General features: G+C 54.1%; 11 protein-coding genes. 9 read left to right on the top strand and 2 right to left on the bottom strand.

From position 1 onward, the window contains the following. Positions 1-107 precede the first annotated feature (107 nt). The 5 genes from NTX59_05420 (at position 108) to NTX59_05440 (ending at position 11,511) form a co-directional block, all read left to right on the top strand. Positions 108-1,385 (top strand): hypothetical protein, encoded by a 1,278-nt coding sequence (locus NTX59_05420; GenBank protein ID MCX5785107.1) that lies wholly within the window; start codon positions 108-110, stop codon positions 1,383-1,385. Positions 1,386-1,867: 482 nt separating this feature from the next. Then, positions 1,868-3,286 (top strand): tetratricopeptide repeat protein, encoded by a 1,419-nt coding sequence (locus NTX59_05425; protein MCX5785108.1) that lies wholly within the window; start codon positions 1,868-1,870, stop codon positions 3,284-3,286. A gap of 231 nt (positions 3,287-3,517) precedes the next feature. After that, positions 3,518-5,320, top strand: a complete 1,803-nt coding sequence (locus NTX59_05430) for a U32 family peptidase (GenBank protein ID MCX5785109.1) — start codon at positions 3,518-3,520, stop codon at positions 5,318-5,320. Positions 5,321-5,534: 214 nt separating this feature from the next. Then, positions 5,535-10,574 (top strand): hypothetical protein, encoded by a 5,040-nt coding sequence (locus tag NTX59_05435; GenBank protein MCX5785110.1) that lies wholly within the window; start codon positions 5,535-5,537, stop codon positions 10,572-10,574. A 7-nt stretch (positions 10,575-10,581) separates the two neighbouring features. Further along, the gene (locus tag NTX59_05440; protein MCX5785111.1) at positions 10,582-11,511 is read left to right on the top strand and encodes a PorV/PorQ family protein; all 930 of its coding nucleotides are present in this window, start codon (positions 10,582-10,584) and stop codon (positions 11,509-11,511) included. 153 nt (positions 11,512-11,664) lie between these two features. On the opposite strand, the gene NTX59_05445 is transcribed toward NTX59_05440, so the two are convergent. Beyond that, positions 11,665-11,988 (bottom strand): hypothetical protein, encoded by a 324-nt coding sequence (locus NTX59_05445; protein MCX5785112.1) that lies wholly within the window; start codon positions 11,986-11,988, stop codon positions 11,665-11,667. On the opposite strand from NTX59_05445, the gene NTX59_05450 reads away from it, so the two are divergent. Both NTX59_05450 and NTX59_05455 read left to right on the top strand, forming a co-directional pair. Further along, positions 11,957-12,997: a phospholipase D-like domain-containing protein gene (locus NTX59_05450; GenBank protein MCX5785113.1), complete on the top strand. Its 1,041-nt coding sequence runs from the start codon at positions 11,957-11,959 to the stop codon at positions 12,995-12,997. The genes NTX59_05445 and NTX59_05450 overlap by 32 nt on opposite strands. A 51-nt stretch (positions 12,998-13,048) precedes the next feature. Next, positions 13,049-14,041: a hypothetical protein gene (locus NTX59_05455; GenBank protein MCX5785114.1), complete on the top strand. Its 993-nt coding sequence runs from the start codon at positions 13,049-13,051 to the stop codon at positions 14,039-14,041. A 50-nt stretch (positions 14,042-14,091) separates the two neighbouring features. Here NTX59_05455 and NTX59_05460 read toward each other — a convergent pair whose 3' ends face one another. Further along, positions 14,092-14,646 (bottom strand): PH domain-containing protein, encoded by a 555-nt coding sequence (locus NTX59_05460; protein ID MCX5785115.1) that lies wholly within the window; start codon positions 14,644-14,646, stop codon positions 14,092-14,094. 147 nt (positions 14,647-14,793) lie between these two features. On the opposite strand from NTX59_05460, the gene purF reads away from it, so the two are divergent. Beyond that, complete coding sequence (gene purF, locus NTX59_05465; protein MCX5785116.1) at positions 14,794-16,137, top strand: amidophosphoribosyltransferase; 1,344 nt, start codon at positions 14,794-14,796, stop codon at positions 16,135-16,137. A 99-nt stretch (positions 16,138-16,236) separates the two neighbouring features. Further along, entirely contained in the window at positions 16,237-17,487 is a 1,251-nt protein-coding gene (gene purD / locus NTX59_05470) for a phosphoribosylamine--glycine ligase (protein ID MCX5785117.1), read from the top strand. Positions 17,488-17,582 lie beyond the last annotated feature (95 nt).

Genomic DNA, 17,582 nt, shown 5'->3' on the forward strand with positions numbered 1-17,582 from the left:
AATTCACCCGCAAATTTTTTTTAATGGTCTTGCCACTTTCGCTTTGCATTTTTGCTGCCGGTGCGGAATTAAGCCCTGCTGGAACGCTAAAGTCCGGGGGAGGCGGATTGAACTCCCTAGGCGTTGCCGGGAAAATACGGCTTGCCGTGCTGGAATTACCCGGAGATGAAATTCCCCGGGAAGCGGTTTCGCAGATAACAAAATTTATTAAAAATGAATTCGCGGAATCCGACCGGTATAACGTCGTATCGGCAGAGGATATTGATACTGTTCTGACAGATTCTTCTATAAACCAGCGAGCTTGCCTGACTCCTAAATGTATAAGCGCCATGGGGCGCTTGCTGGGCGTGCAGCAGCTATTAGTGGGAACCGTTTCCAAATCTTCGGAAACATATGTAATTTCGGTGAAGCTGGCGGAGGCGGAAAAAGGAGAGACGCTTGCTTCTGTATATTTGGAGATATCAAGCGGACTACCGCAGGCTTACCGGCTGTTTAACACGAGGGAACAATCCGCCAAAAACACTAAACGGACAAGCGCGTCGGTAGGCTTAATTACTGGCGCGGACGTGCCACACGAAGATGCGGGGGCAATAGGTAATTTTATCAGGACCATGTTGGCAAATAGTGGAGCATACCGAATTATAGAAAAGGGTGAAATGCTCAGAGTATTGGCTGAAAAGCAGTATCACACCCGCCTTTGCGCCGACACCGACTGCGCTGCCGATATAGGCAGGTTGCTGGATGTGCGGCAATCGGCTGTTGGCATCATGTCCAAGTCTTCAGATGCGTACCATGCCGCGCTTGTTCTTGCGGATGTGGAAACCGGCAAAACGCTCGCTTCCGCCATACTTAATGTTTCATGTGATTCGGGCCTGGTTTGCGGATACCCGGTAAAAATCCCCGCTGAAACGTATCCGGTTGTGGCGGAATTGCCCGGATCAGCGGAAGCGGAAGCCGTCTTGCCGCTTATTAAACCATCCTCTGGACGGGATACAATTCACATAGCTGTGGCGGATTTCGCAGGCAAAAATGTTTCCCAGGCGGACGCTTCCATAGTAGCGGATTTTCTTAGAACCGAAATGGTCGGTGCAGGCGGGTTTGATGTGATGGACAGAGCGAATATGGAAACCGTGCTGGCTGAGCAGAAACTTCAGTCCAGCGGCTGTACGGAGCAGGAATGCGCGGTCCAAATGGGGAAATTACTTAATGTGCAGTTTATTGCCGTAGGTTCATTATCCAAGCTTCTGGATATTTATTTTGTCACGGTTAATTTAATTGATGTGGAAACCGGAAAAATAACTGCGTCCTACGACCATGACGCATCATCGGCCAGGGAATTAAGGGGAGCATGCAAAAAGCTGGTGCAAAAACTGGCTGGGCACTGACAATCAATTTATAAATGTAAACTAGAAATGAAGCCGGTTGCCGTTATTCTCAACGACAAAGAGCTTGTAAGACTTTTAACCCACCTTGGCCTACCCGTGAAATTCCCTGTATTAATACCGGCTCCCAAAGCCTGTGATCCACCCGATGAAGACTGCCAGCTGGACCTGCCCCGCACTTTGGCCCGTTTGGAAAAAGTGCGGGGCCCACGGGCTGACTTATACGAAGAAATAGAGCCCGCCCCGGCTGGCGATTAAACCAACCATCCCAGAACTCTTAACTGGCCCGACATCCGCCGGGAGTGGGGGAGGTTTTCAAAATTTCAGAAAAACACCTCACTTTTTGTATTATAGCGAGAGGGTAATGCTTTTGCGAATTTTTTTAGGCGTCCGGAAGTTTCAGATGGGGGGGGAACTAACGATAAGCGCCCTTATCTGCGGGGACTCGATATAAGTTTATTTAAATGTGCTTTAATGGAGGCAATATGAAGAAATTAATTCAATTCAGCCTGATACTGTCGGCAATAATAATTATTATCAGTGTTCCCGGAACACCTTCAATTCGCGACGCTCAGGCAGCAAATGCAATGATGATTCCATTTTGCCCTTCCTGCCATAAAAAGTGGAAAGATCATTGTTATATGTGCAAAGAACCTGACAACCGTTTGACCGATTTTGCGCATTTATGTGATGAATGCTTCAAGAAAACCGGCTTTATATCCGGGGCCCATGGTTGCGGTACCCCCTACAAGGGCTGGATGAGAATTTGCAGCAAGTGCGCGGCGAAAAACGTCTGCGCCAAGTGCGGAAAACCGTTGGGCGGTAAAGGAGCATCTGTTGGAGAGGATGAGAAAAGAGTGGTTGAGCGATATAAGGTGCGAATTACAATTCCCGGCAAAAAGGAAAAATTCCTTCAATATTATAATGCCGCAAATGAAGCCATGAAGAAGAAGGATTACCGGCAGGCCCTGGACTATTTCAAGAAATGCAACGAAATAATTCCCGACGGCTGCGCCTGCCAGATCGGAATAGCCCTGAGAGGACTGGGAAAAGAAGAGGAAGCCGTCAAGTATTTTGATATTGCCATTAAGAACGACCCCGCCGATTACGAAGCCTACTTTCAAAAAGGTCTGGCCACTCTGGGTCAAGAAGGGTCTGAAGAATCTTTAAAAAAAGCCATAGACCTCAATGTGCCTTATGGGGATGCCTATCTCATGTACGCGTATTTAAGGGAATCCAATAAAGATAAGGATCAGGCAGTGATGTATTACGAAAAGGGGTTTGAACTTAAGCCTGATGAAATTAAATTCAGGGGAAATCTTATTGATCTCTATAAGCAGGACGGCAGGCTTGATGACGCCTTGCAGCAGGCAGATATTTCGTGCAAGCTCTCGGGTAATAGTCTAGAGTCGCTCAATATTAAAGGAGGGATTTTAATTGATGCAAAAAAATGGACCGATGCGATTCCAGTTTACGAGAAGATACTTTCAATGGCGTCGACCAATGTGGATGTCCCCTACTTCTTTCTTGGTTTAAGCCACTATCAATTAAATCATTTTGAAAAAGCCAGAGACAACTGGAAGAAAGCTGTCGAAAAAGATGTGAACAATTATCCCGAACCCTATTCTTGCCTCGCGCTTTGTGAAATGAAGTTGAAAAACCCTGTTGAGGCTGAAAAGTACTGCGAAACAGCTCTTAAATTAACGAAGAATGAGAATTCGTTCGTTTATTACAACCTTGCGGGGGCATATTCATTATTGAACAAAACGGATAAAAGCATCGATTTGCTGGAGAAGGCTTTGAAGACAGGACGAGCCAATATCCCTCAAATAGAAGCGGACGCTGATCTGATTAATGTAAGACAAACCGAGAGCTACAAAAAGCTTGTATTAAAATACAAATGATCCTTGCTTAATTGGTTCAATGGATCAATTGAAAATTCAGTTACGCCTATCTGTAGTAAACGTTGGTGGAAACTGGCGCAGGCTACTTCAGCCCGGTTCCAGTCCCCCCTTTCAAACCGCGCCAAGTGCCAGTTATCTGGTAGAGTAGGGAATGCAAAAAGGTACCAGGTACCTTTTTCCACTTCAGCCTACCTCTGGCATACCGCTGTAGCTAAAGGCTAGAATATAACCGTGAAAACCATTGAACTGCTTGCTCCGGCGCGGGACCTGGCTGTGGGCCTTGACGCCATTAACTGCGGCGCCGACGCCGTCTATATCGGCGCCGAGGAATTCGGCGCCCGCTTTGCCGCGGCCAATACCGTGGCCGATATCGAAAAGCTCTGCGCCCATTCCCGCCGCTACGGCGCGAAGGTGTACGCCGCCGTAAATACCATTTTGACCGACCATGAGCTTATCCGCGCACAAAGGCTTATAAAGCGCCTTTGGGAAGCCGGAGTGGACGCCGTTATCATACAGGACATGGGCCTGCTTGAAGTGGACCTGCCGCCGGTGCCGCTGATAGCCAGCACCCAGGCCAATAACACTACTCCGGAAAAAGTTCTGTTCCTTGAAAAAGCCGGCTTTAAGCGGGTGATACTCGGGCGCGAGCTTTCCATAGAAGAAATAAAAAAAATACGGGCCAAAACCGCGGTGGAGCTTGAGTTCTTTATTCACGGGGCCTTGTGCGTGTCTTACAGCGGGCAGTGCTACGCGAGCTTCGCGCTCGGCGGCCGCAGCGGCAACAGGGGCGCCTGCGCCCAGCCCTGCCGCAAACTTTACACCCTGCGGGACGGGCTCAGCAATGTTATAGTAAAAAACAAGCACCTGCTCTCGCTTAAGGACCTTAACCTGACGAAACGGCTGGGCGCGCTAATTGACGCCGGCGTTACCTCGTTTAAAATAGAGGGCCGCCTGAAGGACAGCGCTTATGTGCGCAATATCGTCTCGCATTACCGGGGGGCTTTGGATAAAGTCCTTGAGCAGAAAAAACTGGAAAGAAGCTCAAATGGGAAAAGCTTTATAGCTTTTACTCCTAACCCCGCCAAAACCTTCAACCGCGGCTACAGCGAATATTTCGTCAACGGCAATCCGGCCGATATCGCCGCGCCCGACACGCCGAAGTTCGTGGGTGAGGCGCTTGGCAGCGTTTACGAGATAAAGAACGGTTCCTTTAAACTGCAGGGCGCGGAAAAACTGCACCCCGGCGACGGCATTTCTTTTTTTGACAAAGACGGCGTGCTGGACGGCTCGCTTGTGAACGGCGTAAAAGACGGGCGCGTAAGGGCGGAAAGTTTAAAAGGCATAGAGAACGGAACCTATATTTATCGCAATTTTGACAGGGAGTTCATCCGCCTGGTGGGGCGGGAGGGGCCGCAGAGGAAACTGGGCGTCAAGCTTGAATTCTCGGAAACCGGGGACGGGTTCAAACTTAAAGCCATTGACGAGTTGGGCGCGGGGGCGGTGCTGGAAATTAAAACCAAAAAAGTCACTGCCAAAAAGCCGGAGCAGGCCGTTGAAACCGTGAATAAACAGCTTTCCAAACTGGGCGAGAGCGAGTATTATCTTCAGGCCCTTGAAGTTAAACTGTCCAAGCCCTTTTTTATCCCCGTGTCGGTGCTGAACGACCTGAGGCGCGACACGCTGGGGGTTCTCTCTAAGCAGGCCGCAGCCGCAAAGCGCGAAGAAATAAAAATAAAACCGAACGATTACCCGTATCCCGCAAAAAAGCTGGATTTTACTGGCAATGTTTTAAATTCAAAAGCCGCGGCTTTTTACAAGCGTCACGGGGTGGCTGAGATAGCGTTTGCGGCCGAAGAGGGCTTGGACATGAAAGGGAAGCGCCTTATGACCATGAAATACTGCATAAGGCGCCGCCTGGGCCTGTGCCAGAAAGGAAAAGCCGTGGAGCCGCTGTACCTGGAAGACGAAGAGGGGCATAAGTTCCGCATGGATTTTGACTGCGAGACCTGCGTGGCGACGCTGACGCTTGAATAAGCGCGCTATCCGCGCTGTCACAGGTCACAAGACACAAGTCGCAGGTCACACAAAAAACGACCTGTTTATCGTTTTTTTCACTCCGCCATAACCCTTTAATAAAAACAGGTTGCCGTCCCCTATTAGCCAAAATGTGACTTTGGATACTAAGGTAAAAAAACAGTTGACAAATAATTTCACCTTAAGGTATTATCCTTTTTACGTTAGGGCGGGTATGTTTAAATATTTTTCTATTGAATCTATATCTTCCTTTAAAACCGCTTCCGTGGCGCGGGTCATTATTTTCTTCCTTTATTCATTTGCGTTTGCCGGTTTTGCCTCGGCCGGGCAGGCAACAGCCAACAGCCCAGCCAACGGGGCTTTCGTCAGCACCGCCAATCCGGTGATGACGTGGGACGGGACCAGCGGCAGTTTCGAACTGCAGCTCGCAACGGACGCGGGCTTCACGGATATCATCGCCGACTCGACTACGGCCAATAATTTCTACGTCTCGACCGCCAGCCTGAATGCCGGCAGCTATTGGTGGCGGGTCCAGGAAGTAGGAAGCCCCTGGTCTCCGACGTTCAGTTTCGTGGTGGATATCGTCCCGCCGGCCTATTCCGGACCGCAGGTTTCAACTTCCCCGGCCGCCTCGTCCTGGACGGCTTTGCCCATGGCCACTTATCTTTCCACCAATGTGGTCTCGGCAAAGATTTCGGTACAGGACCTGAGTTCGGGGCTTTTGGTCTCCACCGGTCTGCCAGACGGCCTCGTCGCCCAGTGGCACCTGGATGAGGGTGCGGGCACCGTAGCACTGGATGCCTCGCCCAACGCTTTTAACGGGAACCTGATCAATAACCCGGTTTGGACCAGCGGCGTCAAAGGCAAAGCTCTGGCGTTGAACGGCACACAAGAAGTTGACATTCCTTCCGCTGATGCCTTAAACGCTTATCCCCTGACCGCTTCAGTATGGTTCAAAACGAACGGGTCCGGCAGCACGACCGGCGCGATCCTCAGCAAATATGTGAGCGGCTATTTCAATGGCTACAGCGTCCATATGTATGGAGGACTTCTTTGCGCTTCTTATTTTATTAATGGTAATAACCAGGATTATGTGGATCCGGATAATGACGGGTATTGTGGGTTCCGGATCCCCGGATTTGACGATGCCCAATGGCATCAGGCTGCTTTTGTAGTTGATTCCACGGGCGGCAACTTCTATGTGGACGGCCTCCGGCGCGGCTATGTCGCCTGGAACGGTAATTCCGGCGCCCCGAGCACTACTGAGCCCCTTCGGCTGGGTGCCGGGTTTTTAGGTTATTTTCCGGGCGCGATCGATGAAGCGCGCCTGTATAACGTCGCCCGCTCATCCGCCGATATTCTGGCCGATTACCAGTCCGATACATTAGCCGCCCACAACCGCGGTCAGGCCTATAGCGTCCTTTACTCCACCAATGCCGGCTCCACCTGGAACTATGTTTCCACCAATAGCGTAACATTGGGCGGCTCCAACGGGACCAACGCGCTTCAGACTCTGGAGGCGGACAATATTCCGCTGGTCACCTCCGCTGGTCCGGGCGCGCCCACCAACCAGATAGCCTTCGTTACCTCTGATTTTGCCGGCAACGTTTCCACCGCGGTCTATACCGTTCTGGTGGATACAATCCCGCCAACTTTGCTAAGCCCGGCCGACACTACCTATATCAACGCCATAAACCCGTTTATGACCTGGACCGGGGCAATAGGCAATTCCCGCCTGCAGCTCGCCAGGAACCCTGGCTTCACGGATATCCTCGCCGACTCGACTACGGCCAATAATTTCTATATCTCTACCAATAGCCTGAGCCAGGCGGCCACTTATTGGTGGCGGGTTCAGGAAGCCGAAATCTCCGATCTGAACGTCTGGTCTTCCACATTCAGTTTCATGGTGGACATTGCGTCTCCGGTCTATTCCGGGCCCCAGGTTTCCACCTCTCCTGCCGGGCTATTCGTGTCTACGGCTGCGTACCTCAGAGCGAATCCCGCCTCTATCCGGGTATCGGTGCAGGACTTGAACGCGGGGCTCCTCGTTTCCGCTGGGCTGTTCTCTTCAGCTGTGCTGCCCGAAGGCCTTATCAGACAGTGGCGTCTGGATGAGGGCGCGGGCACCCTGGCGTCGGACTCTTCCGGCAACGGCGCTGACGGCACACTGGTCAACGGCCCTGCCTGGGTCGCCGGCCACCGCGGCATGGCCGTCAACTTCAGCGGAGCTTCCCGCATGGACGTTCCCTCCATTACTCTGGGCGCCAACTATACAGTCACAGCCTGGTCGCAATTCCCTCTAGCCGCCGGCGGCTATCACATTCTCATGCGCATGGGCTACGGCGATACGCACTCGCCCCTATGCGCGTATCAGAACATGTTGTGCGAGTGGCCAAGCGGTTGTACTTCCGGCTTCGATTTGAGCACTCTGAGCGGCTGGCATCACCTCGCGGCCGTAGCCTCGGAGGGCTTAACTAACTTTTATGTGGACGGACTTAACGTAGGGCAGGTCGTAGGCAATGCCGCGGGCGTAACGGCGCAAACCGCGCAGTTCGGCGGAGACGCTATGGTGACAAGTCAGGTATGGGGCGGCGCGCTGGATGATATCCGGGTTTATAACGTGGCGCGCTCGCCAGCCGAGATATTGGCCGAGTTCCAGGACAAAGCCTATGAGGTGCTTTACTCCACCAACGCCGGCGGCACCTGGCATCTCGTCTCCACCGACAGCGTCCATCTGAGCGGCGCCGACGGGACCAAAGCCACGCAGATATTAGAGGCCGACAACTTCCCTATCGTCACCTCCACGGAACCGGGCGCGCCCACCAACCAGATCGCCTTCACGGTCTCCGACATGGCCGGCAACGTTTCCACCGCAGTCTACACCGTTTTGGGGGACCTCACGGGTCCGCCGGCCCTGGCCGCTCCCGCCGACGCGGCCTATATCAGCACCACAAATCCGGCTATGCTCTGGACCACCGGGGTAATAGGTGATTCCCGCCTGCAGCTTGCGACGGATGAGGGATTCACAAATATCATCGCCGACTCGGTCACGGTCAACGCTTTCTATGCGTCAACAGGCTCGCTCAGTAATGCCGCCGCTTATTGGTGGCGGGTAAAGGCATACGACAACTTGATCAACGAGTGGACTGACTGGTCTTCCACTTTCAGCTTCGTGGTGGATATCGTGCCTCCCGTCTTTTCGGGCCCGCAGGTTTCCACCCCGGCCGCCCCGTCCTGGACGAATTTACCCATGAACGCTTATATTTCCACCAACGTGGTTTCGGCCAGGATTTCGGTGCAGGACTTGAGCGCGGGGCTTTTGGTTTCAACCGGCCTGCCCGACGGCCTCGTCGCCCAGTGGCATTTGGATGAGGGCACGGGCACCGTGGCGCTGGACGCATCAATGTCGGGCAATAAAGGCGCATTCGTCGGCAATCCAGTCTGGGTGGCGGGCAAGAGCGGTTCGGCGCTGAAATTTATCAATGACGGGGACGCCATGGCGGTAAACCAGATCTCAATGGCAGGGCCTTACACGCTCGAGACCTGGTTTCAATACCCCCTGCCGGCGCTTTCGGGGGCGGATTATTGGATCCTCACTTATGGCGTGTCGCCAACCGTACATCACATAGTCGTGAGGTATTCCGACATGGAACTGGGAGTCATTTCATCGGGGTTCGGAGACTCGGGCTTCAACCTGGGCGCCCTTTCCGATGGCTGGCACCATTTGGCCGCGGCGGCATATGGCAGTCAGACTGATTTCTATGTGGACGGTTCGTACCGGGGGACCTCAAACCTCAAACCCGCGGGCGCTATTGACTATATAGGCGGCGTACCAGGACAGTCCCGGCAATTCGGCGCTATCGACGAATTCCGCGTTTTCAATGTGGCCCGCTCGCCGGCTCAGATCATGGCCGACTATCAGTCCGACACCCTGGCCGCCCACAACCGGGGCCAGGCCTACAGCGTCCTTTACTCCACCAATGCCGGCGCCACCTGGAACTATGTTTCCACCAACAGCGTAACTTTGGGCGGCTCCAACGGAACCGCCGCGCTTCAGACTTTGCAGGCCGACAATATCCCGGTCGTCACTTCCACTGGACCGGCCGCCTCCACCAACCGGATCGCCTTCGTCGCCTCGGATTTCACCGGCAACGTTTCCGCCGCGGTCTATACCGTCCTGGTGGACACCTCTCTGGTCGCGGTTCCGGTCCTTTCCGGCTTCACCGTGTCCAGCGACACGATACACTGGCTCTGGCAGGCTGCGGCCGGGCCGGCCGCTAATTTTAATTTCCGCACCGGGACAGGCAGTTTGGTGGTTTCCCTGCCCGGCTCCAGCAATTCTTACCTGGAAACCGGGCTTTCCACCGGCACGCTGTATTCCCGTTATATTGAGGTCTCAAATCCCAGCGGCCAGGCTTTATCCAGTACCGTAACTGTGGCCACGCCCGATCTTCAGGCCTATATCAGCGGAGTCGCCAGCAACACCCTGACGGGACCAAACGGCAAAACGGAAATAGACATTCCAACGGCTCTCCTGGGCGCAGCCACCAGCTGGATCCTCTCTGAAACGCCGTCGCAACTGCCGCTCATGAGCAACACGGCCGATCTGATAGCGGCGGCCGCCGCTCCCGCGGGCCTGCGGGAATCGTGCAGTTCTCTGACCGAGTTCATTGTGGCCGCCGGCGGCGTCCGCTACACGGGAACGCTGTCCGCGCCGGTCACCGTAAAGGTTCCCTATCCGGACACGAACAACACCGGCTTTGTGGATGGAATATCCCCGCCTTTGCGCGCCGACACCCTGCGGCTCTATGTGCTCAACGAGACAAGCGGGCTGTGGGAAGCGGTGCCGGGCTCGACGGTGGATCGGACGCATAAAGTGATCATAGGTCAGATCGGACACCTTTCCATCTTTACCGCCTTCGGAACCGGGGCCGCGGGCGACTTATCCGCGCTGCGGGTCTATCCCAATCCGTTTAAACCCAACAGCGGCGATCCGGATAATGGGGTTCCTTACAGCGCCGGCAACCTTAATTCCGGGGTGATCTTTGATAATCTTACCGAGCAGGCCGCTATAAAGATATATACGATAACCGGCCAGCTTGTGGCCAGGCTCAGTTCGGAAAACAGCGGCGGAAGGCTCCAGTGGGACGTGAAAAATGACAGCGGGCGCAGTGTGGCCTCCGGCGGCTATATTGCCGTTATCACCAGCCCCGGACACTCCACTGTAGTCAAAAAGATCCTGATAGTGCGGTAAAAATTTTATGAAACATTTGAGGCTGGCGGGTATCCTGATGACGGTTCTCTGCGTAGCCCGGCCCTGCGCGGCCGCTTCTTCGGCCGGGGCCGAGCCGTTTAATTTTCTGTTCCTGGATGCCAATGCCAGGGCGGTGGGCATGGGCGGCGCTTATACGGCGCTTGCCGCTGATTCCAATGCCCTGCTTTATAACCCGGCGGGACTGGGCCGCATCGCCAACCGTGAAGCGACCTTCATGCACAATCAGCATTTCGAGAGCATAACGCAGGAATACCTCGGTTTCGCCGACCCGCGCGGATGGGGGGCAAGCCTCAACTATTTAAATTTCGGGGATGTGCCTAAAACCACCATCTCAAATCCCGGGGGGACGGGGCTGGGCACCGCCGGCCTGACCGACCTGGCCCTCGGCGCGGGCTATGGGCGGCCTATAAACGATTCCCTGAGCGTGGGCGCGGGGGTAAAGCTTATCAAGGAATCTATAGACAATGTTTCGGTCACCGGATTTGCCTTGGACCTTGGAGCTCTCTACGCCCCGCCCGGCGTCCCGAAACTGACTCTGGGTCTGGCGATCCAAAACCTGGGGCCTGCCGTTAAATTTCAGAGCGCCGATGAAAGTCTGCCGTTGAATGTGCGCGCAGGCGCCGCTTATGGCTTCACTCTCCTCGACCGGAAAAGTACCGCGGCAATAGATATCGCAAAAGAGAAGAGCGGGAGCGCCCTGCTTGGGTTAGGGCTGGAAATATTCGCCGACAAAGCGGTGCCGGTGCGCCTGGGATTTAATACGCGCGATGGCGCGGGTTCGGGCCTTTCGGCCGGACTGGGATGGATCCATAAGAGTTTTAATTTTGATTACGCGATAGTGTCCTACGGCGATCTTGGCCTTACCCACCGCATCAGTCTTACCTACACCTGGGGCAGGAGCGGCGATCCTTTATAAATACCCCGGCTGAAGACTAAGAGCCTATCCGCAATTAGCGATTTCGGCTGCAACTGCCGCTTTTGGCCTGCGCCTTTGCGCCGCTCAACTTACAGACCCTCTGCGAGCCTGCTCGTTTCGCGTCGCTTCGGCTCGGCTTCAAAATCGCCCAGCCTATGGCAGTGCCGTAACAAGGGCTATGCCCATCAGACGGCCTGTTTCGCCATGAAAGCCTAATTGCGGATAGGCTCTAAATAAACAAGTTGCCGCGGCCTGACCCGCCTGGACAAAGCCCGGCGCGGGGGACTGCGCAAAAATCGATAAAAACGCCGCCCCTTTTGCGGATTTTTGGCCGCTCTTGGAAGCTTCAAAGGAGAAAAGAACTTGCGATAATAGGGCTTTATATTTATTGCGGATAAGTAAGGTTTGAAGTGGTAAAATATTGTATGCGTAAAGGGGGGAACATATGCTTTTTAAAAGAACTATCCTTATAACCATACTCGCCGCTTCGGCAGGCCTATGCAGCACGCCGGCTTTCTCCGCGGAGACGCCTTCCCAGGTGAAAGTCCGCAAGCAGGCCAGTGAAAGGCGCATAGCCTCCACAAAACACTCGCTGCTGATACAGCCGGCGTCTTCCCGCGGCCCCATCCTGGAAATGATAGACAAGGCGCAGAGCACGCTCGATCTGGTCATATACGAAATGGACGACACCGACATCATCAACGCCATGATAAAGGCGGCTAAAAGGGGCGTAAAGGTGCGCGCGATATTCGACGTCCGCTCCAAGCATTTCATCCCCAATCCGAACCCGGCCACCATGAAGATCATGTCCGCCGGCGGCGTGTCCGTGAAAGAGGCTTCTTCCGCGCTTTTCCCGATAACGCACCAGAAGACTTTGGTGGCCGATAATTCCAGCGCCATCGTTATGAGCTTCAACCTGTGCCCGGGCTATTTTGGAGGCACCAGGGATTTCGGCATACTTACCACGGACGCCAACGAGGTGGCCGATATAGCCAAAACCTTCGAGGCGGACTGGAACGGCCAGGTTTACAGGCATCCCTCATCTCCGCTGGTCTGGAGCCCGGATAACGCCAGGCAGAAACTGCTGGGCCTGATAAATTCCGCCTCGGCCACCTTGGACATCTACAGCCTGGAGGTCAAGGACGCGGACACGCTGAAGGCCCTTGGCGCCGCGGTCAAGCGGGGGGTAAAGGTCCGCCTGATAGCGGCCAAACTTATGGAGGGAGACAAGGACGTGAACGCCGACGGCCTCGCGCGAGTGAAAGAGGCCGGGGTGGCGGCCAAATCCATGCAGGCGCTTTTTGTCCACGGCAAAATGATACTGGCTGATTACGGCGCGCAGTCCGCAGCCGCTTACGTGGGCTCGCAGAATTTTTCGGCCTCTTCGCTGGACCACAACCGCGAACTCGGCATAATTTCCGTCAGTTCCGCGGTCCTTAAGGGCCTGAGAGAGACCTTCGATTCCGACTGGGACTCCATCCGGTGAAGTAAAAGGAAAGGCCGGCGGTGGACGGACCTTATATTTCCCGCAAATACCATGAAAAAAATAATAATTTCAATTCTTTGCCTTACCGCTGTGTTCGGGGCCGCCGGCTGCGGGAAAAAATCCGCTTCCGGACCCGATATCCCGTATTACTCAAGTCTGGAAAATTACAAATTCGATCCCGCGATACCCCTTGCGGACCGCATAGTTATTGTTCCGCCTGATATGCTGAAAAGCGCGGCCGAGACTGACGGGCGCGCGGATTATAAAGCTTACGATCCCACCGCCGCCGACAAGGAACTTTTCTCAAAATATCTTGCGCTTTTGCCGCCGGTTTACGGCCGGGTGTTCAGGGAAAGGTGCGTGGGAGTTTATTTTATTGAAAATTTCATGGGCAACGGCGTTACCAGCTGGGTGGTTGACGGTAAAGGCGTGATATATTTCTACATGATACTGAATCCCGCCTCGCTCAAAAACAATCTCTCCAAAACGTTAACCGACAGGGAACGCAGTTGTTTTATCGCGCGGCCCGGCCTGGATATAAAAGTGAATGCCGGGCAAAAATACAAGGGACTTCTTTACGCGCTTTTCCACGAAGGCACCCACGCCGTAGATTACATAAAAGGCGTAACGCCTTTTGCGGACGACAGTATGCCGTCCGGATATTTTCCCGCAAGCCCGCTTGCCGGGGACTTTTTCAGGACAGTGTGGGCGGATTACCGGGTTCCGCTGATCCCCGGCCTTATAGACGGCAGGGAAAATATAACTTTTTACGGCCTGGGCGGAGGTCCAAAACTTGAAATGTACGGGGTCCCCGCCATGTACCGTGAACTGACGTTCAGTCCGTTCATTTCGCTTTACGGCTCAAAGAGCTGGGCTGAGGACTTGGCGGAACTCGCTTCTTTCGCTTTTATAACCCAAAAACTCGGTCAGCCCTATTCCATTGGCTTAACCGGCTTTGGACCCGGACCGGAGGTTTTTTACCCTATGAAAGGCCCCGCCGGCCCCCGCTCCCAAACGATAATGAAGCTTCTGGAGTCCATGTAGAGGCGTGGCGGGACTTTATAAAAAAGTAAAGTTATTTATGCGACGCTACACTAGCGGCCTGTCAGGTTCTTCAGGGTCGTTAAAAAATCTTCTATGTCTTCGGGGCTCAGAGCGTAGAGCGTTTTGGCGGTTCTTACCGCCACCAGGTTTTTTCTGCGGGTGGCGTACATTTTAAATATTCCCAGTTTTTTGTTCCAGCAAACCCCGAAATAACCGTAAAAACCTTCCGAGCCGCTGAGTTTGACGGTCCATCTCAATTCTTCGTCCGTTAATAACCGCACTTCGGTAATTTCCATCAGCGGTATGACTATCGGCTTGAATTTCCGGTCTATTATAAGTTGAACGTCGTTTAAAACGTAGCCGTCGGGCGCAAGTCCCCTGAACAACATGACAACCACCGGAATGACTAAAAAAATCGGCAGAGCCGCCCAGGGGATGGGGCGGGATGCGACGGAGAAAGGGTCGTAGGGGAAAGGTGCCGGATAAGTCAGCTTGGTCCACGCATAGAAAGCCGCTATCACGACCGGCAGAAAAGAACAAGTGTAAACAAGTTTAGTGGTGAAGCTAAGCAGTTTCCCCATTTTCAATTCATAGTACTTTTTCATGGTATGTGTCTCCTTCTTACTTGTAAATTCTACATTATTCAAATGTTGTAGAATATCCCTAAGTTCCTGAGACATTACAAATTGAGTTTTTTGGAAAAATTCTTATTGTTTTTACTTCACCGATCACCGCCGCCGGTCACGGATTTTATGTGTGGAATATTCGCTATAGCCGGGAATAAAGAGGCCGCGAGGCTCGCCTATGTGGGCCTTTTTACCCTTCAACACCGCGGACAGGAATCCGCCGGCATCGTAACCGAACATAAGGGCCGCCTGCTGACGCATCGCGGCATGGGCCTTGTGGGCGGGGTGTTTTCAAATTCCGCCCTGGCTTACCTTGAAGGGAAAAGCGCCGTGGGCCATGTAAGGTATTCCACTGCGGGCTCAAGCGAAATAAAAAACGCCCAGCCGCTTTTCTTTAAAACCGCCTCCAGCGAACTCGCCGTGGCACATAACGGCAATCTTACCAACGCTGCCAAATTAAGAAAAGAGCTTGGCTCCCGCGGCGCTATTTTTCAATCCGCCACCGACAGCGAACTGATAGTCCATCTTATGGCCAGGTGTAACGGCGACGGGCTCGAGGCCGCCGTGGCAAAAAGCCTGCCCAGGCTGCGCGGCGGCTACGCTTTCGCTTTTATGGCGCCCGGCAAAATTATAGGTGCGCGCGACCCGCTGGGCATCCGGCCGCTCGTGCTTGGCCGGCTTGGCGGGGCCTGGCTGCTTTCTTCCGAGACCTGCGCCATTGAAGTTGTGGGGGGGCGTGTTATCCGCGAGGTTGAGCCGGGGGAGATGGTGACCATAAAAGGCGGAAAACTTTTCTCAAAAAGATTCGCCCCGCGCGGGAAAGCGGCGCGCTGCGTTTTTGAACAGGTTTATTTCGCCCGCCCCGATTCCGCCGTTTGCGGCCGCACCGTGCAGCTGGCCCGCCATGATATAGGCGGCCTGCTCGCAAGCGAATTTAAAGATCTTAAAGCGGACCTGGTTTCGGGCGTGCCGGATTCGGGCACGGCCTACGCGCTTGGGTTTTCTCAAATGTCCGGCATCCCCTATAAAACGGTTTTCATGCGCAATCATTACAGCGGCCGGTCCTTCATCCAGCCCGACCAGAAGCTGAGGGAGTTCACGGCGCATTTAAAACTCGCGCCCATAAGGGACGTGATAAAGGGAAAAAGCATTGTTCTTGTGGACGACTCCCTTGTGCGGGGCACCACTTCGCGCCGGATAATCCGCAGTCTGAAAAACGCGGGCGCAAAAAAAGTAATTATGGCCGTGGCCTCGCCGCCGGTTATAGGCCCGTGTTTTTACGGCATAGACACGCCTGACAAAGACGAACTTATAGCCAACCGGCTTTCGCCGGAAGGGGTGAGAAAATTCATAGGCGCCGACGGGCTTTATTACCTCTCGCCTGAAAATCTTGCGAAAGCCTGCGGTAATAATTCCGGAGCGGATTTCTGCTCGGCCTGTTTCACCGGAAAGTATCCGGTAATCAGGTAGAAAGGTAAAGCAGCCAGTAGTCAGAATTCAGAAGTCGGAAGTCGGAATTCTGGATTCTGACTACTGAATTCTGTCTACTTTAGCGGTAACGGGGATTTTATGAATATTTTGATCATCGGAAGCGGCGGGCGCGAACACGCGCTGGCCTGGAAATTGAAAGCGAGCCCCCTGGTTGAAAAACTCTACTCCGCCCCCGGTTCGGCCGGCATGGCCGGGCTGGCCGAGCCCACAGGCATCGCCCCTGACGATTTCGAAAAGCTGGCGGAGTTCTGCCTTGAAAAAAAAATCGAATTAGCGGTGGTAGGGCCTGAAGCGCCGCTTTCAAAGGGCGCGGCTGATTTTTTATCCGGCCGCGGCGTAAAAGTTTTCGGGCCCTCGCAGAAGGGCGCCATGCTCGAGGCGTCAAAGCAATTCGCCAAGGAATTCATGAGCAGGCACGACATTCCCACGGCTGCTTTCCAGGTATTTTACGACGCGGGCTGCGCTAAAGAGAAAATAAGGGGAAATAAAAAATACCCGCTGGTGATAAAAGCGGACGGCCTGGCCGCCGGCAAGGGCGTGCGCATCTGCAGCGATGAGGCCTCGGCGCTGGAAGCCGTTTCTGATTTCATGGAAAAGCGGGTTTTCGGCTATTCCGGCTCAAAGATAATAATTGAAGAATTCATCACGGGCAAAGAGGTTTCGGTAATGGCCCTGATTGACGGAGAAACTTTCCTGATGCTGCCTGTTTCGCGCGACCACAAGCGCCTGCTTGATAATAATGAGGGCCCGAACACCGGCGGCATGGGCGCGTTTTGCCCGGTGCCGCTTGACGCCCGGACGCTTGAAACCATAAAAAAAGAAGTGTTGGAACGCTTTGCGGCGGGCATAAAGAAAGACCGCCTCCCCTATCGCGGCGTTATTTACGCCGGGCTGATGCTGACCGATAAGGGCCCCAGGGCGCTTGAATTCAATGTCCGCTTCGGGGACCCGGAAACCCAGTGCCTGATGCCGATGATAAAATCCGACCTGGCCGCTCTCATGCTTGCCTGCGCGGACGGGCAGCTTGCCGGGAAAACCATTGAGACCGAAGCGGGCGCCTGTGTTTGTGTGGCACTCGCGGCGCGCGGCTACCCGCAGAACCCGGAAAAAGGCGCCGGGATAAAAGGGCTGGACAAAGTGCCGCCGCAGACTTTGATCTTTCACGCCGGAACCAGAGCGGAAGGCGAAAAGTTTTTTGTAAACGGGGGAAGGGTTTTAGGCGTTACGGCTGTTGGCGCGGATGTCGCATCCGCCGCTGAAAACGCCTACGCCGCCGCAAAGGCGATAAATTTTGACGGCATGCAGTATCGCAAGGATATAGGGGCGTAAGGGCAGGGGAGAGGGGTTAGCGGATAGTGGCTGGGGAAGGAATAAAATTAGCCATTCCACCCCTGTTCTCTATCCGCTAGCCCCTCTCCCCTGTA

It is taken from the genome of Elusimicrobiota bacterium, assembly GCA_026388155.1.
In the GTDB taxonomy this organism is placed as follows: domain Bacteria; phylum Elusimicrobiota; class Elusimicrobia; order Elusimicrobiales; family UBA9959; genus UBA9634.